This is a genomic window from Bacillus sp. FSL H8-0545, assembly GCF_038006105.1.
Taxonomy (GTDB): domain Bacteria; phylum Bacillota; class Bacilli; order Bacillales; family Bacillaceae_G; genus Bacillus_A; species Bacillus_A cereus_U.
On the sequence record NZ_JBBOUO010000001.1, the window covers coordinates 2070734 to 2096757 of the forward strand.

Below are 26024 nucleotides of genomic sequence, written 5' to 3' on the forward strand. Positions count from 1 at the left end.
ATACATGCTGAAATGTCCTCTATAATTTTTGTCTAAATTAGGTGCTTAATGTTATTATTTATTGCATATTTTGACGAGTTATATTTGCAGGATTTCAGAGAATGAAGAGGAATATTACAACATTACTGTAAGTGCTATTATTTGAAAACGTCGTGTTGAAGGCGCTATTATATGTATAACTTAAATTGAGTTAGTATACGTGGGGTAACAATACATTAAAGAGTGGATGTAGAAAAGATTAAAAGGCTGAATTATCTAACTTTTAAATATCGTGGGGTTTGTATATAATTAGAAATAGAGAAAGGAGAGATCGGAATGCCAGGACCTTTACTATTGTCGGTTATTATTTTGTCATCTCTTATGGTAGGAATTACACAGTATTTTCATCATACAGATACGACAGAAGAAGTGAAGGATAAGGTACGTCTCGTGTTTCCGATTTTTATAATATCTATTTCCATATGTTTTTTATTAAATAAAGATGGGTATGTTGTGGCCGTATTCGCGTTTTTTGTAGCGATTGTGTTAATAACTGTATTGTACTACGTTATGAAAGAGTACTTACAAAAATAAGGATGCCTGAAAGGGCATTTTTATTTTTGTAGATTAAGAATTTCACATACCGTATTTTATGTAAAAAAACATAAAATATTTATAAATAAAAAAGTATGTACATCGTAGTGTATTTACTTGTCAATCTTGCATGACCACTATACTATTAAAATGTAGAGATTAGAAAAAAAGGGGTTGTATCTAGCATGAAATTTGAGATGCACACAAAAATTATTTCAAATGAAAAAGAAGTAAGATTACATATAGAAGATAATTTATTTCAATTAATTTTAGATGGTTATCATCTATTTACTATTCAAGAAGTATTACCTTTATATAAATCAAACGAAGAAAGAATCGGTAGTGCAATTGTCCAAAAGTTAGAATGGGAGAACGGAAAAACTACACTAAACTATCAGCTTGTTTCACTACAATCAGTAAACTAAAAGGAGAAGGGTAATATGAAGTTTTTTCATACAGCGGATTGGCATTTAGGTAAGCTTGTTCATGGTGTATATATGACTGAAGATCAAAAAATTGTGTTAGATCAGTTTGTACAAGCTGTTGAAGAGGAAAAACCGGATGCTGTAATTATTGCAGGAGATTTATATGACCGAGCAATTCCACCTACAGAAGCAGTAGACTTATTAAATGATGTATTACAAAAGATAGTTATTGATTTACAAACACCAGTAATCGCAGTTGCAGGAAACCACGATAGTCCGGACCGCATACAATTTGGTAGTAATTTAATGAAAAAACAAGGATTACATATTGTTGGACAATTCCAGTTTCCATACAATCCTGTTGTTTTAAATGATGAATACGGAGAGGTTCAATTCCATCTCGTTCCGTATGCAGACCCAAGTATTGTTAGACATATATTGAAAAATGAAGATGTTCGTTCTCATGATGATGCGATGCGTATTTTTATGAACGAACTCTCTGAAACGATGGATAAAGAAGCGAGACACATATTTGTAGGACATGCATTTGTAACTTCTTCAGGAGAGGCAGAGGAAAATACGAGTGATGCGGAACGCCCACTTTCAATTGGTGGTGCTGAATATGTAAATAGCCATTATTTTGATAAGTTCCATTACACGGCGCTTGGCCATTTACATCAAGCACATTTTGTACGTAATGAGAAAATTCGTTATTCAGGTTCGCCACTTGCATATTCTATTTCTGAAGAAAAGCATAAAAAAGGATATTATATTGTGGAACTGGATGAAAAAGGTGAAACAACAATTGAAAAACGTTTACTTACACCGCGTCGTAAAATGCGTACAGTAGAAGCGAAAATAGACGATTTATTACTTCATCCAGTAAATGAAGATTATGTATTTGTGAAATTATTAGATGAAAATCCTGTCTTGCAGCCAATGGAAAAAATACGTTCTGTATACCCAAATGCAATGCATGTTGAAAGATCTATTCAAAGACGAGAGTTCACAGATGAAAATGAAGTAACTGTTTCAAGGCATAAAACGGATGATTTATCTCTTTTAAAAGCATTTTATAAAGAAATGAAAGGGCTAGATTTATCAGAAGAGAAAGAACGTCTATTTTTAGATGTTTTGCAAACAGTGCAAGAACGGGAAGGTGAGCGAGGATGAGACCGATTCAGCTTATAATGACCGCATTTGGTCCATATAAACAGAAAGAAGTAATCGATTTTAAAGATCTTGGTGAGCATCGTATTTTCGCTATTTCTGGAAATACAGGAGCTGGAAAGACAACGATTTTTGATGCGATTTGTTATGTGTTATATGGAGAGGCTAGTGGAGAAGAGCGCAGTGATACAAACATGCTTCGTAGCCAATTTGCTGATGATGATGTTTATACAAGTGTGGAATTAACTTTTCAATTAAAAGGGAAAAGTTATGAAATTAAACGACAACTGGGCCATAAAAAACAAGGAAATAAAACAATTACAGGACATGCAGTCGAATTATATGAAGTAATTGATGAGGAAAAAGTTCCATGTGTCGATCGTTTTCATGTAACGGATGTAAATAAAAAAGTTGAAGATTTAATTGGATTAAGTAAACATCAATTTAGCCAAATTGTCATGTTACCGCAAGGAGAGTTCCGAAAATTATTAACATCTGAAACGGAAAATAAAGAAGAAATACTACGCCGCATTTTTAAAACAGATCGTTATAAATTAATGCGTGAGATATTAGATCAAAAGCGTAAACAATGGAAAGACGTCTTACAAGAAAAACAAAAAGAACGTGAGCTATATTTCCGTAATGTATTTAAATTACCAATACGTAATGGGGCATTATTAGAGACATTAGTGGAGCAAGAGCATGTAAATACACATCAAGTAGTAGAGGCATTAGAACAAGAAACAATTTGGTACAATGCAGAGGTTGAGCAATTACACTTAGAACAAAATGACAAAACGAAACAATTAAAAGAAGCAGAGGCACGTTTTCATGCAGCAAAAGCTGTAAATGAGAAATTCAAAGATTTAGAACAAAAGAATGAGAAGTACAGTACTTTACAAGAAAACCGTGCCGTAATCGAAATGAAAGAAAAATCTTTTAAACATGCGGAACAGGCGAAGCGATTATTACCATTTGAGCAATGGTATGAGGAAGCGATGCAACATGAACAGCAGTCTGAAAGTTTGTTAAAACAGATAATCGCAAAAAAAGAACATATAATGAACAGTTTTGCACTTGCTCAGGAGAAATATGAAGCATTAAAGAATAAGGCATCCGAGCGAGAAAATGCTAAAAAACAAGTTCAAAGACTAGAAGAGTTACAACCAATTATTGCATCATTAGCTGAGAAAAAGTTAAATTTGCAAAATGCTGAGATTCAAATAGGAAAATTAAAAGAAGGTATGCAAAAGTTAGATGAACAACTAGAAGCGCATACAAATGAAAAACAAAGAATGTCTGGCGAATTACAGCAATTAGAAGTAGCGCTTGAACAATATGTAGCTAAAGTAGAAGAACTAACGAATATGCGAGAAGATGGAAAAGTATTAAAGCAGGCATATGATGTATGGCAAGAAAAACAAAAATACGAGCAAGAAAAAGAAATTGCATTTCATAAGATGCAACTGGCAGTTAGTGCGTATGAAGATATGGAACGCCGCTGGTTAAGTGAGCAAGCTGGTATATTAGCTCTTCATTTACATGATGGTGAATCTTGTCCAGTATGTGGTAGTATGGATCACCCGAAAAAAGCTACAGAGCAAAGTAATGCCATTGATGAAAAAGAGTTAAATGGGCTAAGAGAAAAGAAAAACGTTGCGGAAAAATCACATGTTCAATTAGAAGAAAAGTGGAATTTCTATCGAGTTCAATATGAACAAGTGATAGAAGAAGTGCTAAAGCGAGGGTATCGCGCAGAAGAATTAGTAGAAACATATAGGGCGCTCGTTCAAAAAGGAAAGCAATTAGCAGCAGATGTTAATGCGTTAAAAGCAAGTGAAGAAACGCGTAAGCAAATTGCTGTGAATATAAAAAGCGTAGAAGAAAAAGTAGAAGAACTCCAGAAACAAAAGCGTGAAGTAGAAACAATGCAGCACCGTACTGAAATGGAGTGTATGCAGCTTCGTACGTCATATGAACATGATAAGCAAAATATTCCGGAAGGCTTGCAAACGGTACAAGCTTGGAAAGTACAGTTTGACCAAGCTCTGCAAGAACTCAGGTTCATGGAAGATGAATGGGAGAAAGTACAAGAAGCGTATCAACATTGGCAAAATGAAAATATACGTATTCAAGCAGAACATGATAGTGCTTCTAATCAATTTAATAGTGCAAAAGAGAAGAAAGAAGAGACTTTCACACGCTTTATGAAAGAGCTAGAACAAAGCGGATTTACAGATCAATTAACATATACAGAATCCAAATTAAATGATGCTGAGATGGATAAGTTACAACAAGAAATCCGAAGTTATTACTCATCTCTAGAAGTACTTACAAAACAAATTGAAGAATTAAAGGCAGAATTAAAAGATAAAGAGTATATGGACATTTCTTCATTAGATGAGCAAGTGAAAGAATTGGAAATTCACCTTGATATTATTAAAGAAAAACGACAACGTGCTCAAAATGCCGTATCATATATTACGGATTTACATGAAAATATTAAACGAATTGATGAACAAATTCATGAGGAAGAAAAAGCATTCCAAGAACTTGTTGATTTATATGAAGTAATGAAAGGGGATAACGATAGTCGTATATCCTTTGAACGTTACATCTTAATTGAGTATTTAGAACAAATTGTTCAAATTGCGAACGAACGGCTACGTAAATTATCAAATGGACAATTTTATTTAAAACGAAGCGAACGAGTTGAAAAGAGGAATCGACAAAGTGGATTAGGCTTAGATGTATACGATGCATATACAGGTCAAACCCGAGATGTAAAAACATTATCTGGCGGTGAAAAATTTAACGCATCACTTTGCTTAGCGCTTGGAATGGCAGATGTAATTCAAGCGTATGAGGGTGGTATTTCCATCGAAACGATGTTTATCGATGAAGGATTCGGCTCATTAGATGAAGAGTCATTAACGAAAGCAGTTGACGCCCTAATCGACTTGCAAAAATCAGGCCGATTTATCGGCGTAATTTCACACGTTCAAGAACTGAAAAACGCAATGCCAGCTGTATTAGAAGTAACGAAGCAGAAGGATGGCTGTAGTCAGACGCGGTTTGTGGTGAAATAAGCTTGTCAAATTGAAAGTATCTATCATTATTTTGAACATTGTGCCAAATCGGTATAACGTTTTTTCAATAAAGTTCAAATGAATTTAATAATGTTTTTATATAAAGCCGTCTCTATAGTAGAGGCGGCATTTGTATTATATAAAGGAATGAACGATGCAATTATGAATCATTTGAAGAAGGTGGCGTATTTGCCAAACGGTTATAACTTTTAAAGGCTGAAATTGCAGATATAACACCACCTGTTAAAAATAAAGCTGAACCACCAACTAAAATAATACGACTGACGTACGTTTCACGAGCTTCTTCAACTTGTTCTTGTGACGGTGTTGGCATATAAATTCCCCCTCAATAATAATGTGTTTTGCAATAGTATATACAAATGCCTAACATGTGTTAAAAAAGCTGGATAGTTATAGGTAGAATCATCTAGTTGTTTTTAGTTTTGTAATAAAAAGTTATAGAAAGTTAAATGAATTCTATAGTATCCAAAAGCGTTTCAATTATTTGAAAAATCTTCATCCTAAATTTACGCTAACTTCACATGCAGCACAAATTGAAATTGTATTATGTATATGTACCAAATAAATAAAATTGTATAGCATTGCTTTTTTAAATAATCAAAATCCTATTATTTCTATATAAGGGTCTTAATTGTATGTTAGAGATTACATTTTATTTAGAAGCAGATTTTAATAAAAAGGAATTCAAACAAAAGGGGAATGTCTTATGACAACATATACGAGCGAGATAAAAAAAGGTTTAGTTACTGAAGAAGATGTGGACATTTTAAAAATAATGGCGCATCCAATACGATTACAAATTGTAAATGAATTAAGTGTACGCAAAACTTGTAATGTAACGCAATTAACAGAAATATTAAATATTCCTCAATCGACTGTTTCGCAGCATTTATCAAAAATGAAAGGTAAAGTGCTAAGAGCTGAAAGAAGAGGATTAGAAATTTATTATTACATTAATAATTTAAAAGCAAGTAAGATTGTTAGTGTTTTAGGATATGTAAATTAATGAAGTGTTATTATACAAAATAGCCTCCGCTGTTAAGCGGGGGCTATTTTGTATTGTTTTATTTATTTGCATTTAAAATTTTATAGTTTTTATGATTTACAATTGTTCGGTCAAATTCAAAAGTACCACCGCTTACATCTGTAACTTCAACTAAGACCGATTCAGTGTATAGTTTTAGTACAGATGCTGTGATCTTTAAGTTATTTCGTTGAAATAGTATAGTATCGCCTACGTTTGCTTTCATAGTACCTCCTTATAAAAGTCAGAAATGTTTGTTTATTATATATATTAAACCACGTATAGATATATTAGTGAATGTTTAGTTTTTATTTATCAATAAAATATTTGTTGTTTAATAAAAATTAAAGTGCAACATTATGTAAATGAATTATATATTTTCTATTTTTATGTAGAAAATTGTAAAAAAACGTTGTAATTCTGTATGTTTCGTTAGAAAAACAAGATATACGGAAGTGGAAATGTATAAATGATGGAATTTTTGATTACAAGCATTGTAATGAGAAGCCAGATTACAAGACTATTAAATGATTTGTATCAAGAAATACAGACGCAACATGTTATAAACGTTGAAGAGTTAAATAAGAATAGGATGTTTTTTGTTTGTATAGGATAAGCAAAATATTGAAGTCCAGCCATGGTATAATTCGATAATTTTTTTGTAAAAGAAGATGTAAAAGCCTCCGTAGGTCGTACTGATGCAAAACATTATAAAAGCTGCTACGTATTTAACAAGTAGTTTTTTGTATTTCATCCTTCGTTTTATGTAACTGGTTCCATATATTTGACGCTCCGTCTTGTAAGTGCTTACATAACGGGTAATATCCTATACAATGAAGTTGTTAAATCGAATGAGGTGGCGAAAATGAAAATGAAAAAAGCATATTTAGCGAATAGCATTGAAATAGAAAGAGGAGGAGAGATGGTATGAAAAAATCATCGGTTAATCCATGGCTTGTTGTCCTTGGAACAGTCATAGTACAAATGGGGCTTGGAACGATATATACATGGAGTTTATTCAATCAGCCCTTAGTGAGTAAATACGGTTGGAGTCTTAACGCTGTTGCTATAACTTTCTCAATTACTAGTCTTTCTTTAGCATTTTCAACTTTGTTTGCAAGTAAATTGCAAGAAAAATGGGGACTTCGTAAACTTATTATGATAGCTGGACTAGCGTTAGGACTTGGATTAATACTTAGTTCACAAGCTTCCTCATTATTAATGCTTTATGTACTAGCAGGAGTTGTTGTAGGTTACGCAGATGGTACAGCATATATTACTTCACTATCCAATTTAATAAAGTGGTTTCCAGAGCGTAAAGGTTTAATCGCCGGTATATCTGTCTCTGCATATGGTACAGGTAGCCTAATATTTAAATACATAAACGCAATGTTGATTGATTCAGTTGGTGTATCGCAAGCGTTTATATACTGGGGTTTAATTGTTACAGCTATGATCGTGATTGGCGCTTGTTTAATCCATCAAGCTGCTGATCAAGGTGCAGTTCAGGAAACAAAAACTAAAGAATATACAACAAAAGAAATGTTAGGCACAAAACAAGTATACTTATTATTTATTATGTTATTTACATCATGTATGAGTGGCTTATACTTAATTGGCATGGTAAAAGACATCGGTGTTCAACTTGTAGGGCTTAGCGCAGCAACAGCAGCTAATGCGGTGGCTATGGTTGCAATCTTCAATACATTGGGTCGTATCATTCTAGGACCGTTATCAGATAAAATCGGCCGTTTAAAAATCGTTACTGGTACTTTTGTTGCTATGGCGACTTCAGTCTTGGTTCTAAGTTTCGTAGATTTAAATTATGGTATCTACTTCGTCTGTGTAGCAAGTGTAGCGTTTTGCTTTGGTGGAAATATCACTATTTTCCCAGCTATTGTTGGTGATTTCTTCGGTATGAAAAACCATAGTAAGAACTACGGAATTGTGTATCAAGGATTTGGATTTGGAGCGCTTGCAGGTTCCTTTATCGGTGCACTTCTAGGTGGATTCAAACCAACCTTTATGGTGATCGGCGTATTATGTGTCGTGTCATTCATTATCTCAATTTTAATTCAAGCACCTAATCAGAAAAAAGAAAAAGAAGAAGAGTATCGCAGCGTAGCGTAAATATTTAAATTATCTATAACACTATGATAACTAAAAAGTCCCCTATTAAATAGGGGACTTTTTTCTGATACATAATAAAATTAGGAAAGGAAAGTGGATAACGAACCACTTTCTTTTTTTCTTCATGAACTATTTTTAATTGTTTTTCTTTACTCAGCCTTTATGATTTACATAATTTTACTAATGGAAGGGCCAGTGAAGCACCTAATTGGATTATATTGGAATACTATTGATTGATGCATAATATATGAGAATCTTTGATTATATATAGGATATTCATTGAGAAATGCAAGATGAAAAATAAAATATTTTCAGAAAAATGTTGAGAAAAGAAAAACTTAAATTTTTGATAAAGTATTGTAGGTGAAGAAATCTACAGGTTCTCTTTTGGAATTTCAAAAAAGATGATAAGAAATTATAGATTAAATTTTTATTTAAAGTACTATGTAATGCTTAAAGATGAAGCATTACATGGAAACGTAAAAAAAATTTTATCTGAAAAATAAAAAAAGATTGACAAGTATATTGAGAAACATTATCATTTAGATGCAGATACAGAAAATGAAAATCATTATCAATAGATTGGTTTTGTTTCCTTTTCTATAATTAAGTAATAGAAAACACACTTGACCAATTAGTTTAGTAAGTGTATTATTTTTTGCATCATAATTGATAATAAAAATCATTATCAATTATGATGTTTAATGAGATTAATTTTTATATGAGAGGATAGAGGAAATGAACTTAGGGGAATTTGATGGAAAAACCGTTTTAGTAACAGGTGCCGCTCAAGGTATAGGTAGTGTTGTAGCAAAAATGTTTTTAGAAAGAGGAGCTACAGTTATTGCGGTTGATCAAAATGCAGAAGGGCTTAATATGTTTTTAAATCATTATGCATCAAATGAAAGTCGTATTAAGACGTTTCATTTAGATGTGAGTGATAGTGTCACTGTTGAAGAGGTAGTAGAACGAATTGAAAATGATATAGCGCCAATAGATATATTAGTAAATGTTGCAGGGGTTCTACGTATGGGAGCGATTCACTCTTTAAGTGACGAAGAATGGAATAAAACATTCTCTGTAAATACTACAGGAGTTTTCTATATGTCCCGAGCAGTAAGTAAACATATGATGTTAAGGAAGTCAGGGGCAATTGTTACAGTTGGTTCAAATGCGGCAAATACTCCGAGAATGGAGATGGCTGCGTATGCTGCATCAAAAGCTGCAACGACGATGTTCATGAAGTGTTTAGGATTAGAACTTGCAGCATACAATATTCGTTGTAACTTAGTTTCTCCGGGTTCTACTGAAACTGAAATGCAAAGATTACTATGGGCTGATGAGAATGGAGCTAAAAATATAATTGCTGGTTCTCAAAATACATATAGACTCGGAATTCCTTTACAAAAAATTGCACAACCTTCAGAAATTGCTGAAGCAGTATTGTTTTTAGCTTCAGATAAAGCAAGTCATATTACAATGCACAATTTATGTGTAGATGGCGGAGCTACATTAGGAGCTTAATAAAAAATTCAGGAGGTTATTATACTATGAATGAACTTACAGCCGTAAAGGAACTGTCAGAAAAACTTTTAGAAGATTATAAGACTGAATCTTCATTCTTTTTCGCTTCACCAAATCGAACGATATTGGCAGAAGGAGAGTTTACTACAGTAAAACATAGTGAAATCGAAAGTTTTCCAGAGCTTGTAAAGGCGGTATTAAGTAATGCCAAACAGGATGGAAATCCAAATCCTATCGTTGTAGGAGCTTTGCCATTTGATCGTAGAAAAGAAGTTCAACTTATTGTACCAGAATATTACAGAATTACTGAGCGTTTACAGTTAGAAAAAACAAATGAGATAAAACAAAATGAGAAACTGGCATTTGAAATGACACCAGTTCCAGAGCCTGAAGTTTACATGAATGGTGTGAAGCAAGGAATAGCAAAAATTCAGGACGGAGATTTAAAGAAAATCGTGCTATCTAGATCGTTGGATGTTAAATCTTCAGAGGTAATTGATAAACAAAAGCTTCTTCGTGAATTAGCAGAACATAATAAGCACGGCTACACATTTGCTGTTAATTTACCGAAAGATGAAAACGAGAAAAGTAAGACGTTAATTGGAGCAAGCCCTGAATTACTTATTTCACGTCATGGTATGCAAGTAATTTCTAATCCGTTAGCTGGTTCAAGACCACGTAGTGATGATCCAGCAGAAGATAAAAGAAGAGCAGAAGAATTACTTTCTTCTCCAAAAGATTTACATGAACATGCGGTAGTAGTTGAAGCGGTTGCCGCTGCACTTCTTCCGTATTGTCATACATTACATGTTCCGGAAAAACCATCAGTTATTCATAGTGAAGCAATGTGGCATTTGTCTACAGAAGTGAAAGGTGAACTTAAGGATCCAAATACTTCTTCTTTAGAATTAGCAATTGCTCTTCATCCTACGCCAGCAGTTTGCGGAACTCCAATGGAAGAAGCGAGAGAGGCTATTCAACAAATTGAGCCATTTGACCGTGAATTCTTTACAGGCATGTTAGGGTGGAGCGATCTAAATGGAGATGGCGAATGGATTGTTACAATTCGATGTGCTGAAGTGCAAGAGAATACACTTCGATTATTTGCAGGAGCTGGAGTTGTTGCTGAATCAAAACCAGAAGAGGAGTTAGCGGAGACATCAGCTAAATTTCAAACAATGTTAAAAGCTTTAGGGTTAAGTGATAATTCATTGAATGAAAAGTAGGGGGAAGAAAGAATGTTAACAGGTTATACGGAATGGCCAAAAGAATTAGTAGACCGTTATCGAGAAGAAGGTTGTTGGCTTGGAGAGACATTTGGTGCGATGTTAAGAGAACGCGCTGAAAAGCATGGAGATGAAATTGCGATTGTAAGTAGTAATACACATATAACGTATAGTGAACTTGATAAAAAGGTAGATCGCTTAGCTGCAGGTTTATTGAATTTAGGAATAAAGCAAGAGGACCGAGTTGTTCTTCAGCTACCCAATGTTATAGAGTTTTTCGAAATATGTTTTGCACTATTTCGAATTGGAGCGCTTCCTGTTTTTGCGCTACCTTCACATCGAAGCAGTGAAATTAGTTATTTTTGTGAGTTTGGTGAGGCGAGCGCTTACGTTATTTCAGATAAGGCACTCGGATTTGATTATCGAAAACTAGCAAGAGAAGTGAAAGAGAAAGTTCCAACCTTACAACATGTAATCGTAGTGGGGGAAGAAGAAGAATTTGTGAACATAAATAATCTTTATATGGATCCGGTTCCATTACCAGAAGTTCAGCCAAGTGATGTTGCGTTTCTCCAATTATCAGGAGGGACAACAGGGCTTTCTAAATTAATTCCTAGAACACATGATGACTATATTTATAGTTTACGTGTTAGCGCTGAAATTTGTAATTTGAATGCAGAAAGTGTCTATATGGCAGTTCTTCCAGTAGCACACAATTACCCAATGAGTTCTCCAGGGACATTTGGAACTTTTTATGCGGGTGGAAAAGTAGTGTTGGCAACTGGAGGGAGTCCAGATGAGGCATTTGCTCTTATAGAAAAAGAAAAAGTGACGATTACCGCTCTCGTTCCGCCATTAGCAATGATTTGGCTTGATGCTGCATCTTCCCGTAACAACGATTTATCGAGCCTGCAAGTTATTCAAGTAGGAGGTGCGAAATTTAGTGCCGAAGTTGCGAAGCGTATTCGCCCTACATTTGGATGTACGTTACAGCAAGTGTTCGGTATGGCGGAAGGATTAGTAAATTATACAAGATTAGATGATCCTGAAGAAATTATTATTCATACGCAAGGTAGACCGATGTCTACGTTCGATGAAGTAAGAGTTGTTGATGAAAATGATAACGATGTAAAGCTTGGTGAAGTAGGTAGTTTATTAACACGAGGGCCATATACAATTCGTGGCTATTATAAAGCGGAAGAGCATAATGCACGATCGTTTACAGAAGATGGATTTTATCGTACAGGTGATCTTGTGAAAATAAATGAACAAGGTTACATCATTGTAGAAGGAAGAGATAAAGATCAAATTAACCGTGGTGGTGAGAAGGTTGCTGCGGAAGAAGTTGAAAACCATCTATTAGCACACGAGGCAGTACATGATGTAGCAATTGTATCTATGCCTGACGATTATTTAGGAGAACGTACTTGCGCTTTTGTCATAGCTCGCGGACAAACTCCAACTGTAAGTGAATTAAAAATGTTTTTAAGAGAACGTGGTATAGCAGCTTATAAGATTCCAGATCGAATTGAATTTATTGAATCATTCCCGCAAACAGGTGTTGGAAAAGTAAGCAAAAAAGAATTACGTAAAGCAATTGCTGAAAAACTTATTATAGTAAAACGTTAAAAAACTATTAAAATCGGAAGGAAGTGATTAGATGGCTATCCCATCTATTTCAGTATATAAAATGCCAGTTGAATCAGAACTACCAAAAAATAAAGTGAATTGGACGCCAAATCCGAAATGTGCAGTTCTTCTAATCCACGACATGCAAGAATATTTTCTTGATGCATATAGCGATACAGAATCGCCAAAAGTAGAACTAATTTCAAATATTAAGGTGATAAGAGAAAGATGTAAGGAACTAGGTATACCAGTTGTTTATACAGCACAACCTGGTGGACAAACGTTAGAACAACGGGGGTTATTACAAGACTTTTGGGGTGACGGTATTCCTGCTGGACCAGATAAAAAGAAAATTGTCGATGAACTTACTCCTGATGAGGATGATATATTCCTAACAAAATGGAGATATAGTGCATTTAAAAAGACGAATCTATTAGAAATTTTAAATGAACAAGGAAGAGATCAACTTATTATTTGCGGTATTTATGCGCATATTGGCTGCCTTTTAACAGCTTGTGAAGCTTTTATGGATGGTATCCAGCCATTTTTTGTAGCAGATGCAGTTGCTGATTTTTCACTAGAGCATCATAAACAAGCATTGGAGTATGCATCTAATAGGTGTGCAGTAACGACATCAACAAACTTACTATTAAAAGATTTACAAAGTGTAAAAGGCGGTGAAAGTGAAGGAATCACTTTACAGGAAGTGCATGAACTAGTTGCACAACTACTCCGAGAGCCAGTAGGGAGTATTGAAGTTGATGAAGACTTATTAAATAGAGGACTTGATTCGGTTAGAATTATGAGTTTAGTAGAGAAATGGCGTCGCGAAGGGAAAGAAATCACTTTTGCAGATTTAGCAGAACGTCCAACTGTTGATGATTGGTACCGTTTACTATCTTCACAAGCAGCACAAGTGCTGTAACAAATAGACTACATAATAAAGGGGTAGTAAAGAATGCCTAACAGTCAAAAGATTTGTCATTCGTTATCATCTGCGCAGTTTGGTATGTGGTTTGCGCAACAATTAGATCCGCTTAGTCCGATTTATAATACTGGGGAATATATAGAAATAAACGGAAATATTAATCAAGAAATTTTCGAGTTAGCTGTACGTAAAGTTGTAACAGCAGCAGAAGCACTTCATGTTCGTTTCGAAGAGGATGAAATTGGCCCATGGCAAGTTATTGAGGAATCGTCAAAGTTTCATATGCATTTTATTGACGTTCGTAAAGAGGAAAACCCTGAAGAAGCTGCTAAGGTATGGATGAAAAATGATTTATCTATGCCCGTGGATTTAACAGAGGATAAATTATTTACTGAAGCACTTATTCAAATTGAAAATAATCGTTTCTTTTGGTATCAGCGCATCCATCACATAGTGATGGATGGCTATGGATTTTCACTTCTTAGCCAAAAGGTAGCGAATGAGTATACATCACTTATAGAAGAAACAAACAAGAATGAAAAGCCATTTGGCTCTCTTGCAAAAATTGTACAAGAAGATAATGAGTATCGTGAATCTAAACAATTTCAGGAAGATCGTAATTTTTGGTTAGAGAAGTTTGCAGATGAACCGGAAGTTGTAAGTTTAGCAGAACGAGCGCCGAGAACATCAAATGGATTTTCACGAGAAACTGCTTATTTATCAAATTCTAGTACGAAAACGTTACTAGAAGGTATCAATATTTCGTTAACGAGTTGGCCCGAATTTGTTGTAGCCGTAACAAGTATTTATATGCATAAATTAACAGGTGCAAATGATATTGTTTTAGGTTTACCGATGATGGGGCGTCTTGGTTCTGTATCTATTTATACACCAAGCATGGTAATGAATTTAGTTCCACTGCGTCTCACTGTAACTCCAAATATAACTCTTGTGGAATTAATACAGCAAGTTTCTAAAGAAATTCGAGACGTACGTCGTCATCATAAATACCGTCATGAGGAATTAAGAAGAGACTTAAAATTACTAGGTGAAAATCAAAGGTTGTTTGGGCCGTTAGTGAATGTTATGCCTTTTGATTACGGGCTTAACTTTGCTGGAAATCGTGGTATTACACATAATTTATCAGCAGGACCCGTCGATGATTTATCGATAAATGTATATAAACGTTTCGATGAAAATGAGTTAATGATTCATTTTGATGCGAATCCGGAAGTATATAGCGATACGGAACTAGCATTGCATAAAGAAAGATTTATGAATCTATTAGAATTAGTGATAAATAATTATCACAAAGACGAGCCGATTGGAAAAATAAACATTACTCTTCCTGAAGAAAATCATAAAGTTTTATTGGAATGGAATGAAACTAAGAAAGCTGAAGATCTAATTAATCTACCTATATTATTTGAAAAACAAGTACAAAAAAATCCAAATAAAATAGCGGTTATTTGTAACGGGATAAAACTTACGTATAAAGAGCTGAATGAACGAGCGAATGAACTTGCAAACTATTTATTAGAAGAAGGAATACAATCAAATCAGTTTGTAGCCTTAGCATTTCCAAAATCAATAGAAATGGTAGTTAGTATGTTAGCAGTTCTAAAGGCAGGTGCAGCATATTTACCAATAGATCCAGAATACCCAGCCGAGCGAATTACTTATATAGTAAATGATGCAAATCCAGTTTGTATCATAACACATTCAGCTGTTTCATCCTCTTTAGTGATAGAAAATGATATTAAAAAAATCGTATTAAATAGCGAAGAAACGAAAATAGCGTTAAAAACATATTCTCATATGAATATACCATTCAGAAATGATGAATCCCTTTTAAACCCAGCTTATACAATTTACACTTCAGGATCAACAGGGAAGCCAAAAGGTGTAATTGTTCCTATGAAAGGTTTAAGTAACTTCTTATTATCTATGAAACATACGTTTTCATTAAATGAAAACGATCATTTATTAGCAGTTACAACGTTTGCGTTTGATATTTCTGCTTTAGAAATTTATTTACCTCTTATTAGTGGTGCAAGTATAACAATTGCTCAGAAAGAGGTAATCCAAGAGCCTTCTGCGTTAACGACACTTTTACAAGAAGAAAGAGCGACAATTATGCAAGCTACACCGACGCTCTGGCAGGCGTTAGTAACTGAATATCCAGAGAGGCTACAAGGGCTAAACGTGCTCGTTGGTGGTGAAGCTCTTCCGGCACATTTAGCAAATAAATTAAAAGAATTAGGTTGCTCTATAACAAATTTATATGGACCAACTGAAACGACAATTTGGTCTACCTTCATGAACATTGATGAAAGTGAAAGTGGTATACCTCCTATTGGAAAGCCAATTTGGAATACTGAAGTGTATGTGTTAGATGCAGGGTTACAACCAGTTCCACCTGAAGTTATTGGTGAATTATATATTGCGGGTGAAGGACTTGCGAACGGATATTTAGGAAAACCTGAGTTAACAGCTGAACGGTTTGTTGCAAACCCTTATGGAAAAGCTGGAGCACGTATGTACCGCACAGGTGATCTTATGAAATGGCGTACCGATGGTGTGTTAGAGTACATTAGTCGCACAGATCATCAAATTAAAATTCGTGGTTTCCGAATTGAATTAGCTGAAATTGAAACGGTGTTACAAGGGCATCAAAGTATTCGACAAGCGGTAGTAATAGTACGAGAAGATCATCCAAATGATAAACGAATCATTGCGTATCTCGTTGCAGAAGAGAAGGAACCAATTAATCTTTCAGAAATTCGTGCTTATGTTTCAGAAAGTTTAGCGAATTATATGGTACCATCGGCATTTGTTGTGCTAGAAGAATTACCATTAACACCAAATGGTAAGGTTGATAGAAAGAAATTACCTGCTCCTGATTTTAATGGAATGAATAATGAGAGAGTTGCTAGAAATCCGAAAGAAGAAATACTATGTGATTTATTTGCAGAAGTACTTAGTATTTCGCGAATTAGCATTGATGATAATTTCTTTGAAATGGGTGGCCATTCGCTTCTTGCATCTCGTTTAATGGCAAGAATTCGTGAAACGTTAAATGTCGAATTAGGAATCGGGAAACTATTTGAATCATCAACTGTTGCTGAATTAGCGAAACAATTGGATCGTGCAAAAAGCGCGAGACCAGCTATTAAGAAAGTAAGTAGACCAAATGAAATTCCACTTTCATTTGCACAGCGCAGGTTATGGTTCTTAAATTGTTTAGAAGGTCCAAGTCCTACTTATAATATTCCGTTAGTTATTCGTATGTCTGGAAAATTGAATGAGGAAGCATTACAAGGTGCCTTTTATGATGTAGTTGAGAAACATGAAACACTTAGAACAATTTTCCCGAATTCACTTGGCAGTTCATATCAAAGAATTCTAGAAATGGATAAATTGAATTTAAAAATGATTATAACAAATACATGTAAGGATGAATTAGAAAGTACACTGTCTGAAGCTGTAAGATATAGTTTTAATCTTGATATCGAACCAGCAATTCGTTTGCAACTTTTTAAAGTAAGTGAAAACGAACATGTATTACTAATTCTCTTGCACCATATTATAGGAGATGGTTGGTCATTACAACCATTAACGAGAGATTTTACAGCGGCCTATAAAGCACGACATCAAGGGGATAGTGTTAAATTAGAAATACTTCCAGTCCAATATGCAGATTATTCACTATGGCAACAACAGCTACTAGGTGATGAAACGACACCAGATAGTCTTATTTCAACACAATTAGATTTTTGGAAAGAGGAACTAAAAGGTTTACCAGATCAAATGGAGTTACCTACAGATTACCAGCGCCCAATTGAAACTAGTTATCGCGGGGAAACAATTTATTTTCATATAGATGAAGGTATGCATAGTAGGTTAGTAGAGCTCGCTCGTAAAAATGGAGTTAGTTTGTTTATGGTGTTGCAAGCAGGACTAAGTGCGCTATTTACAAGATTAGGTGCTGGTACTGATATACCAATTGGTAGTCCGATTGCTGGAAGAAACGACGATGCACTCTCGGGTATAGTCGGTTTATTTGTAAATACATTAGTGTTACGTACGGATACATCGGGAGATCCAATCTTTAAAGAGTTATTGAATAGAGTGAAGCAGGCAAATCTAGCAGCTTATGAAAATCAAGATGTTCCATTTGAACGACTCGTTGAAGTGTTAAACCCAGTACGTACTCGAAATAGTCACCCGCTGTTTCAAGTTATGTTAGCTTTTCAAAATACGCCAGAAGCAACGTTTGATGTTCCAGATTTAGAAGCGAGCCTTGAAATTCAAAGTGTTGGCTCTGCAAAATTTGATTTAACATTTGAAATTAGCGAGAGTAACGGAGTTGATGGTACTCCAAACGGCTTACACGGATTGTTAGAGTTTAGTACCGATTTATATAAACGTGAAACGGTTCAAAAACTAATAGAACGATTCATTCTGTTATTAGATGATGCGGCAAGACATCCGGATCAATCAATTGGTAGATTAGAAATATTAACTTTAGCAGAGCGAAATACAGTTTTAGAAAAGTGGAATGGTGGTTTTCAAATTGTACCTGAAATGACATTGCCACAATTATTTGAAAAGCAGGCTTATGTAAGTCCAAATTCTATTGCTGTCGTCTTTGAAGATGAAAAGCTAACTTATGAAGAGCTAAATAGAAAAGCGAATAGAATAGCTCGTTTGTTAATAGCGAAAGGAATCGGTCCTGATCAACTCGTTGCTTTAGCGATGCCGAGATCTTTAAATATGGTTGTAAGCTTACTTGCTGTTCTTAAAGCTGGTGCGGGATACATTCCGTTAGATCCGGATTATCCGTCAAATCGTATCTCATTTATGCTATACGATGCGAAACCATCATGTGTTTTAACAAATTCAGATGTGGAAATTGAATGTGATGAGGCACTAAAGATTTTAGTTGATGATGTGAACATAATAGAAGAAATTGAGAAATATAGTGAAGACAATATTGATGAAATGGAGCGCATTAAGCCGTTATATCCTTCACATATTGCTTACGTTATTTATACGTCAGGCTCAACAGGTAGACCGAAAGGCGTTATGATACCTCATCAAAATGTAGTAAGACTTTTAGGAGCAACTGATCATTGGTTCCAATTTGACGCAGACGATGTGTGGACGATGTTCCATTCATACGCTTTTGATTTCTCAGTTTGGGAAATTTGGGGACCTTTATTATATGGAGGGCGTCTAGTCGTAGTACCACATACTGTAAGTCGCTCGCCGAAAGAATTTTTACAACTGCTTGTTAAGGAAAAGGTGACTGTTTTAAACCAAACTCCATCAGCGTTCTATCAACTGATGCAAGCCGATCGTGAAAATGAAGAGATTGGTCAAAAATTATCTTTACGATATGTTGTGTTTGGAGGAGAAGCACTTGAACTAAGTCGATTAGAAGATTGGTATAGTCGTCATCCTCATAACTCACCGAAGCTTATTAATATGTACGGTATAACGGAGACGACGGTACATGTTAGTTATATTGAATTAGATGAGAGCATCGTCTCTTTACGGGCAAATAGTTTAATCGGGTGCAGTATACCGGATCTTAAAGTATACGTATTAGATAACTATTTACAACCGATGCCACCTGGAGTAGTTGGAGAAATGTATGTTGCAGGTGCAGGACTGGCTCGTGGATATTTAGGAAGAGTAGGATTAACTGCTGAACGTTTTATCGCAGATCCATTTGGTAAGCCAGGTACAAGAATGTATCGTACAGGAGACCTAGCGCGCTGGCGTCAAGATGGGACGTTAGATTATATAGGACGTGCAGATCATCAAATTAAAATTCGTGGATTCCGAATTGAATTAGGGGAAATAGAAGCGGTAATAATGAAACATCCTAAAGTTGAACAAGTAGCTGTTATTGTACGGGAGGATCAACCAGGGGATAAACGATTAGTTTCTTATATCGTCGCATCAAATAATGAAACGATTGATACGAATGAAATGCGTCAGCATGCTGGTGGTAGTTTACCAGATTACATGGTTCCCTACGCTTTTGTAGTAGTAAATGAGTTACCTTTAACTCCAAACGGTAAATTAGATAGAAAGGCATTGCCAGCTCCAGAATTTATTGCATCATCTTCTAGCCGCGGACCAAGAACACCGCAAGAAGAAATGTTATGTGACTTGTTTACAGAAGTTTTAAGTGTGTCTCAAATTGGAATTGATGACGGATTCTTTGATCTTGGTGGTCATTCACTTCTTGCAGTACAGCTTATGAGTCGCATTAAAGAGGCACTTGGAGTGGAACTAAATATCGGAACTTTATTTGCAGCACCTACTGTTGCAGGGCTTGCTGAAAGACTTGAAATGGGGAATGGTCAAAGTGCACTTGATGTGTTGCTTCCATTACGAGCAAGCGGAGATCAATTACCACTATTTTGTGCACATCCAGCGGGTGGATTAAGTTGGTGCTATGCAGGACTTATGAAATCTTTAGGAACAGATTATCCAATCTATGGTGTACAAGCACGTGGTATCGCTGAAAACGAAGAACTTCCAAAAAGCTTAGAGGAGATGGCGGCGGATTATTTGAAACACGTTCGTGAAGTACAGCCTCACGGACCGTATCGTTTACTCGGTTGGTCGCTTGGAGGAAATGTTGTTCATGCAATGGCAGCGCAACTACAAAATGAAGGGGAAGAAGTAGAATTACTCGTTATGCTTGATTCGTATCCTGGTCACTTCTTACCGAATACGGAAGCACCTACTGAAGAAGAAGCGTTAATCGCATTACTTGCTTTAGGTGGATATGATCCAGATAACATGGATGGTAAACCACTTACTATGGAAAGTGCGGTTGCAATACTTCGCAAAGATGGAAGTGCATTAGCAAGTCTTGAAGAAGAGACTATTTTGAACTTGAAAGAAACATATGTAAATTCGGTAGGGTTGTTAGGGAAATACGTACCGAAAGTTTATAACGGGGATATTTTATTCTTTAGATCTACTGTTATACCAGACTGGTTTGATCCTATTTCTCCAAATACGTGGCTAAATTATTTAGACGGGGAAATCGTGCAGTATGATATTGATTGTAGACATAAAGATTTATGTCAACCAGGTCCACTTACAGAAATTGGACAAGTATTAGCGAAATATTTGCAGAATAAGAAAGGGGTAAGTAAAGTATGACGAATCCGTTTGAAAATGATAATTACACATATAAAGTATTAATGAATGAGGAGGGCCAGTATTCTCTCTGGCCTGCTTTCCTCGATGTACCTATTGGTTGGAATGTCGTACATGAAGAAGCTAACAGACAAGTTTGCTTAGAATACGTTGAAGTTAACTGGAACGATTTAGATCCGAAAAAAAATCAAATTAGCGAAAAAATATTAGTAGGAAAACAATAATGAAAGCAAAAATAAATCCAAAAGTAGTTGTAAGCATCGTTTATATAACAGCGATGTTTATGGCTGCGATGGATGCAACGATTGTGAATGTAGCACTGCAAACGATAAGTAAAGAACTACAAGTGCCCCCGTCTGCAATGGGGACAGTAAATGTTGGGTATTTAGTTAGCTTAGCTGTTTTTCTTCCGATTTCTGGTTGGTTAGGCGATCGCTTTGGTACGAAAAAAGTATTTTTAACTGCCCTTTTCGTTTTTACAATTGCATCTGCATTATGTGGAATTGCTAATGATATTACTTCATTAAACATTTTTCGTATCATTCAAGGTGCTGGTGGTGGGCTTTTAACACCAGTCGGGATGGCGATGCTATTCCGAACATTTTCACCAGAGGAAAGACCAAAAATTTCTCGATTTATTGTACTTCCAATTGCTGTAGCACCAGCGATTGGACCAATTATTGGTGGTTTCTTTGTAGATCAAATGTCTTGGCGCTGGGCATTTTATATTAATTTGCCGTTTGGTATCATTGCCTTGCTATTTGGACTTCTATTTTTAGCAGAGCACATTGAAAAATCAGCTGGTCGTTTTGATTCTCTCGGTTTTATTCTTTCAGCACCAGGTTTTGCAATGCTCATCTATGCACTCAGTCAAGGTCCGGCAAAAGGTTGGATTTCTCCAGAAATAATAAGTACTGGGATAGCTGGGATTGTATTCATTACATTGTTTATAATTGTAGAACTGAAAGTAAAGCAACCGATGTTAGATTTACGCTTATTAAAAGAACCAGTTTTTAGAAAAATGAGTCTCATATCTTTGTTTTCATCTGCTGGTTTACTAGGAATGCTATTTATTTTTCCGCTTATGTATCAAAATGTAATAGGGGTTTCCGCGCTGGAATCAGGTCTTACGACATTCCCGGAGGCGATTGGATTAATGATTTCTTCACAGATTGTGCCATGGTCATATAAGAAATTAGGAGCTCGAAAGGTAATCTCTATTGGATTAGTAAGTACGGCGGTTATATTTGTTTTATTAAGTTTTGTAAATCATGATACGAATCCATGGCAAATTCGGGCACTATTGTTTGGCATTGGTATTTTCTTAGGTCAATCTGTCGGTGCGGTTCAATTTTCTGCTTTTAACAATATTGCACCACCTTCTATGGGGAGAGCAACTACTATATTCAATGTGCAAAACCGATTAGGATCTGCAATAGGAGTTGCTGTTTTAGCTAGTATACTATCTGGTTTTGGAAGTAATAACGTACAGAATAATGCACAATCAGATTTCTTACCATATCAAGCGGCATTAATTGGATCAGCGGTATTTTTACTTGTAGCATTACTATTTTCTTTACGTATTTCCGATAAAGAGGTAATGTCAAAGAAGAATAAAAAGCCGTTATCTGTATTACAAAAAGAGAAAGAAGTTGTAAATGAATGAGTTGCAGCATGCTAATACTCTTTTGAAATAAAGTAATATTGGCATTTAAAAGGAGAGAGTTTACATGATAGAGAGTAAAGTTGTAGATTCTGTACCAACTCTTAATGAGAATAGTTGTCAAATATGGTGGGCAAGAATTTCAGATTTACAATCATGGCATTACAATTTACTAAATGATGTAGAGAAAGAGAAAGCAAATTCATATCATCATTCGGCAGACCGTGCGCGTTTTATAATAGGTTGCGTAATTAGTAGATTAGTACTTGGAAAGGTACTTTCTATGTCGCCAGTTCAAGTGCCAATTGATCGAATGTGCCCAGTATGTAAATTACAACATGGCAGACCACAGTTACCAGAAGGTATGCCGCAAATATCAGTCTCACATTCGGGTGAGTGGGTTGTTGTTGCATTTACTAAATCTGCACCTGTGGGTGTTGATGTTGAGCAAATGAATCCAAATGTAGATGTTATGAAAATGGCAGAGGGCGTATTAACAGACATTGAAATAGCACAAGTTATGAAGTTACCTGATGAGCAGCGACTAGAAGGATTTTTAACATATTGGACTCGAAAAGAAGCAGTGCTGAAAGCGACAGGTGAAGGACTATTGATCCCACCAGTAGAAATTACAGTATCAGCTCCAAATGACCCTCCAAAATTGTTAATTTTTAAAGATAGACAAGAGTTAGCAGAAAATACAGTGATGGAAGATGTAAGACCTAGTTTAGATTATATGGCTTCCATTGCAATATTTAGTAAAGAAGTAACTGAAATTACGCAGTTAGACGCGGTATCGCTATTAAATTATAAATCAATTTAATAAAATATTTTATAGAAGAGGTGTTCCTCATGTTAGTGGCGGAAAATAGAAAAAGCGAATTAACTTATAATGTACAAGCAATTAAAAATATTTTATTTTCTGGAGATACATCATCTATTCTTGCTTTAGAAAAGCTTTTGAATGATACAGTTCAATTTGATGTTCTAGAACAAGAGGTAATTGATAGACAGTACATTCCGAAAGAAGCAAAAAATTTCTTTGATAAAAACGGAACATTTCTTTACCGCGTATCTAATGTTAGTTATAAAGGTAAGGTGTTATCTGAAAATCTAATTTTTGCAGACACTTCGTTTTTACCACATACTATAAAGCAAGAATTAGAGGATGGAAATATTCCAGTTGAAAAACTTATAGAAAAGATGGAAGTAAGAAGAAACGTATTATATGAAGGATATCAGCCATCTGGAAATATTATTGAATTGTTTGATGGATGTTCTGTTTCAGCGAATGTTTATCCAACTAGAAAATATCAAATTGTAAGGAACTGCAAATGTATATTTTATATTTGTGAAGTGTATCATGCAGAGAATATACAGGAACTGCTTAAATAAGAAATAAACAAGAAACCAGCCTATAAAATGGCTGGTTTCTTGTTTATTTTACAGCTTCTTTTAATTCTTTACCTGCTTTAAATGCTGGAACTTTACCAGCAGCAATCTGAATTTCTTCTCCAGTTTGCGGATTACGCCCTGTACGAGCAGATCTTTCACGCACTTCAAAAGTTCCAAAGCCGATTAGTTGAACTTTATCGCCAGATTGTAATGCAGTAGCAATTGTGTCAAATACGGATTGTACAGCTGCAGAAGCTTCCTTTTGAGAAATATCAGCTGATTGTGCCACGTTTTTAATTAATTCTGTTTTGTTCATGTTTTCACCTCATAAAAAATTTTTTAGAATGAATGTTTTAGTATAATGGTTAGTAAAGATAAAGCTAACTTTGTGATTAGAAAGAATGCTGTATATTTATGTTAATTTCGTTGAAAGAAACTGAATCCCTGCAAATTAAAGGGATTTATTAAGAATTGATGCATACGACAAGCTATAATATGAAGATGAGGGGGGAGTATACGGATGATTTTTCGTGAAAAGAATGAGAAAGAAAGTATATTAATTCGTCAACATGATCATGGTTTTTTAGCTGGTGAGATTGCAAGCCATATAAAAGAAGATATTTTTGAAGATAAAACATACTTAAAAGAGACAATTGATGCAATATACGAACATGATAGAGGATGGATAGAGCTTGATAAAGTACCAATTTTGAATGATGCTAAAAATATTCCATATACATTTATGGATTGTCCAAGTTCATTACGCTTTGTTTTTTATACGATTGGTTTGAATGCAATTGAAGAGTCAAATCCATACGGGGCGTTACTTTGTAGTAAACATTTTTTATCGTTTCCATTAAATGAGGAAGACGAAGAGATGATGTCATTTTATACAGGGGAATTGGGACGACAAAAAAGAATATTGAAAACGTTAACAAAAGAACAATTTGCGATGTTCGATAAACATTATAGGTTATTAAAGTTTTGTGATGAACTTTCTTTATATGTATGCATGAATAAGCCTGGTGTAAAAAAGAAAAATGAAATTGATTTGTTTAAAGATGGTTTTGAAGGAACAGAAATCTTTAATAGTAAGGATGAGAAACCTATTCGAGCTGATTGGGTGGATGAAGAAACAATTCGAATTACACCGTTTCCATTTAAAACGGAATTTCATACGTACGTAAAATATAAAACTATAAATAAACATGAAATTAATGAAAAAGGGATTGTAAAAGCTGATAGAGAATCGGAAATGAAGAAACAAAACATTCGTTTCATACAATAAGGAGGCGATGTAAATTGAAAGATTACATGTTAAAACAGTTTGATTATCATGTATGGGCTAATACACGCTTATTCAATCGATTAAAAGAGCTACCAAATTATGAGATAATCTTCAACGAAAAGGTTCAGAGTGTATTTCCATCAATTAAGGATACTTTTGCACATATTTATATTACTGATCACGTATGGTTACACATATTACATGGTAAAAGTATGAGTGAGGCAATACAAGATCGTGAAAAACTACAAAAACAAGTCGAAGCAAAGTCGTTACATGAATTAGAAAAAATGTTTATAAATATGGCCAATCAGTATAAAGAATTTCTAAGTACACTAAAAGAAGTAAATGCTGTATTTGTTATTGAGAACCCTTATGTAGGGAAATTAGAAACTTCAATTTTAGAGCTAGTACAACACGTCGTAAATCATGGTACATATCATAGAGGGAATATAACAGCGATGATTCGTCAACTTGGTCATTCCTCGACTATGATGGATTTTGTACTTTATTTACATATGGTTCAGAAGGATGGGGAATAATATAGTTTGAAAAAGGAATGCTCATTATATATGAGTCATTCTTTTTTTGATAGATTAACTGTGGCTTTAAAATAAAGTTATACTGTTTAAAGAAAGCGTTATTTATGTTAATCATGAAGGCATATTCTTAAACTAACAGTTGTGTTTGTTTAAGTGGATAATAATTAAAACCCACATATTTTGAACAATCATGTTTCAAAATGTGTGGGTTT

At 34.8% G+C, this 26024-nt stretch carries 20 protein-coding genes; 17 read left to right on the top strand and 3 right to left on the bottom strand.

The window, feature by feature from the left end; all coding sequences use genetic code 11:
- Positions 1-315 precede the first annotated feature (315 nt).
- The 4 genes from MHI07_RS10920 to MHI07_RS10935 all read left to right on the top strand — a co-directional run bounded on the left by MHI07_RS10920 (position 316) and on the right by MHI07_RS10935 (position 5257).
- Complete coding sequence (locus MHI07_RS10920; RefSeq protein WP_001119412.1) at positions 316-573, top strand: hypothetical protein; 258 nt, start codon at positions 316-318, stop codon at positions 571-573.
- Between the two features lie 185 nt (positions 574-758).
- The gene (locus MHI07_RS10925) at positions 759-998 is read left to right on the top strand and encodes a DUF2584 family protein (protein ID WP_016104781.1); all 240 of its coding nucleotides are present in this window, start codon (positions 759-761) and stop codon (positions 996-998) included.
- Between the two features lie 15 nt (positions 999-1013).
- On the top strand, positions 1014-2171 hold the full coding sequence (locus MHI07_RS10930) for an exonuclease SbcCD subunit D (RefSeq protein WP_340823645.1): 1158 nt from the start codon (positions 1014-1016) through the stop codon (positions 2169-2171).
- On the top strand, positions 2168-5257 hold the full coding sequence (locus tag MHI07_RS10935) for an SMC family ATPase (protein WP_340823648.1): 3090 nt from the start codon (positions 2168-2170) through the stop codon (positions 5255-5257). The genes MHI07_RS10930 and MHI07_RS10935 overlap by 4 nt, the downstream gene beginning before the upstream one ends.
- Before the next feature lie 160 nt (positions 5258-5417).
- Here the strand turns inward: MHI07_RS10935 and MHI07_RS10940 are convergent, their stop codons facing one another.
- The gene (locus tag MHI07_RS10940; protein WP_002157923.1) at positions 5418-5591 is read right to left on the bottom strand and encodes a hypothetical protein; all 174 of its coding nucleotides are present in this window, start codon (positions 5589-5591) and stop codon (positions 5418-5420) included.
- Between the two features lie 393 nt (positions 5592-5984).
- On the opposite strand from MHI07_RS10940, the gene MHI07_RS10945 reads away from it, so the two are divergent.
- Positions 5985-6284, top strand: coding sequence for an ArsR/SmtB family transcription factor (locus MHI07_RS10945; protein ID WP_002157922.1), 300 nt, complete (start codon positions 5985-5987; stop codon positions 6282-6284).
- A 58-nt stretch (positions 6285-6342) separates the two neighbouring features.
- On the opposite strand, the gene MHI07_RS10950 is transcribed toward MHI07_RS10945, so the two are convergent.
- A complete protein-coding gene (locus MHI07_RS10950; RefSeq protein WP_002012762.1) occupies positions 6343-6528 on the bottom strand; it encodes a YkvS family protein in 186 nt (61 codons plus the stop codon).
- Positions 6529-7229: 701 nt separating this feature from the next.
- Between MHI07_RS10950 and MHI07_RS10955 the strand changes: the two genes are divergently transcribed.
- The 10 genes from MHI07_RS10955 to MHI07_RS11000 all read left to right on the top strand — a co-directional run bounded on the left by MHI07_RS10955 (position 7230) and on the right by MHI07_RS11000 (position 23985).
- Positions 7230-8432, top strand: a complete 1203-nt coding sequence (locus MHI07_RS10955; RefSeq protein ID WP_078174211.1) for an L-lactate MFS transporter — start codon at positions 7230-7232, stop codon at positions 8430-8432.
- 738 nt (positions 8433-9170) lie between these two features.
- Complete coding sequence (gene dhbA, locus MHI07_RS10960; protein WP_002202090.1) at positions 9171-9956, top strand: 2,3-dihydro-2,3-dihydroxybenzoate dehydrogenase; 786 nt, start codon at positions 9171-9173, stop codon at positions 9954-9956.
- Between the two features lie 26 nt (positions 9957-9982).
- The gene (gene dhbC, locus MHI07_RS10965; RefSeq protein ID WP_340823652.1) at positions 9983-11182 is read left to right on the top strand and encodes an isochorismate synthase DhbC; all 1200 of its coding nucleotides are present in this window, start codon (positions 9983-9985) and stop codon (positions 11180-11182) included.
- Positions 11183-11194: 12 nt separating this feature from the next.
- On the top strand, positions 11195-12811 hold the full coding sequence (locus MHI07_RS10970) for a (2,3-dihydroxybenzoyl)adenylate synthase (protein ID WP_340823654.1): 1617 nt from the start codon (positions 11195-11197) through the stop codon (positions 12809-12811).
- Between the two features lie 31 nt (positions 12812-12842).
- Positions 12843-13736 (top strand): isochorismatase family protein, encoded by an 894-nt coding sequence (locus tag MHI07_RS10975; protein ID WP_340823656.1) that lies wholly within the window; start codon positions 12843-12845, stop codon positions 13734-13736.
- A 33-nt stretch (positions 13737-13769) separates the two neighbouring features.
- Positions 13770-20930: an amino acid adenylation domain-containing protein gene (locus MHI07_RS10980; protein WP_340823658.1), complete on the top strand. Its 7161-nt coding sequence runs from the start codon at positions 13770-13772 to the stop codon at positions 20928-20930.
- Complete coding sequence (locus MHI07_RS10985) at positions 20927-21151, top strand: MbtH family protein (RefSeq protein WP_098776332.1); 225 nt, start codon at positions 20927-20929, stop codon at positions 21149-21151. Before MHI07_RS10980 ends, MHI07_RS10985 begins: the two co-directional genes overlap by 4 nt.
- Positions 21151-22593 carry an MDR family MFS transporter gene (locus MHI07_RS10990; protein WP_340823661.1) on the top strand — a complete coding sequence of 481 codons (1443 nt, stop codon included), beginning with the start codon at positions 21151-21153 and terminating at the stop codon, positions 22591-22593. Before MHI07_RS10985 ends, MHI07_RS10990 begins: the two co-directional genes overlap by 1 nt.
- A gap of 64 nt (positions 22594-22657) precedes the next feature.
- A complete protein-coding gene (sfp, locus tag MHI07_RS10995; RefSeq protein ID WP_340823664.1) occupies positions 22658-23413 on the top strand; it encodes a 4'-phosphopantetheinyl transferase Sfp in 756 nt (251 codons plus the stop codon).
- 29 nt (positions 23414-23442) lie between these two features.
- On the top strand, positions 23443-23985 hold the full coding sequence (locus MHI07_RS11000; protein WP_078181582.1) for a chorismate pyruvate-lyase family protein: 543 nt from the start codon (positions 23443-23445) through the stop codon (positions 23983-23985).
- A gap of 43 nt (positions 23986-24028) precedes the next feature.
- Here MHI07_RS11000 and MHI07_RS11005 read toward each other — a convergent pair whose 3' ends face one another.
- The gene (locus MHI07_RS11005; protein ID WP_002157910.1) at positions 24029-24301 is read right to left on the bottom strand and encodes an HU family DNA-binding protein; all 273 of its coding nucleotides are present in this window, start codon (positions 24299-24301) and stop codon (positions 24029-24031) included.
- 204 nt (positions 24302-24505) lie between these two features.
- Here MHI07_RS11005 and MHI07_RS11010 point away from each other — a divergent pair, with 204 nt between their 5' ends.
- Entirely contained in the window at positions 24506-25273 is a 768-nt protein-coding gene (locus tag MHI07_RS11010; RefSeq protein ID WP_340823668.1) for a DUF3891 family protein, read from the top strand.
- 14 nt (positions 25274-25287) lie between these two features.
- Entirely contained in the window at positions 25288-25812 is a 525-nt protein-coding gene (locus MHI07_RS11015; protein WP_002157908.1) for a DinB family protein, read from the top strand.
- Positions 25813-26024 lie beyond the last annotated feature (212 nt).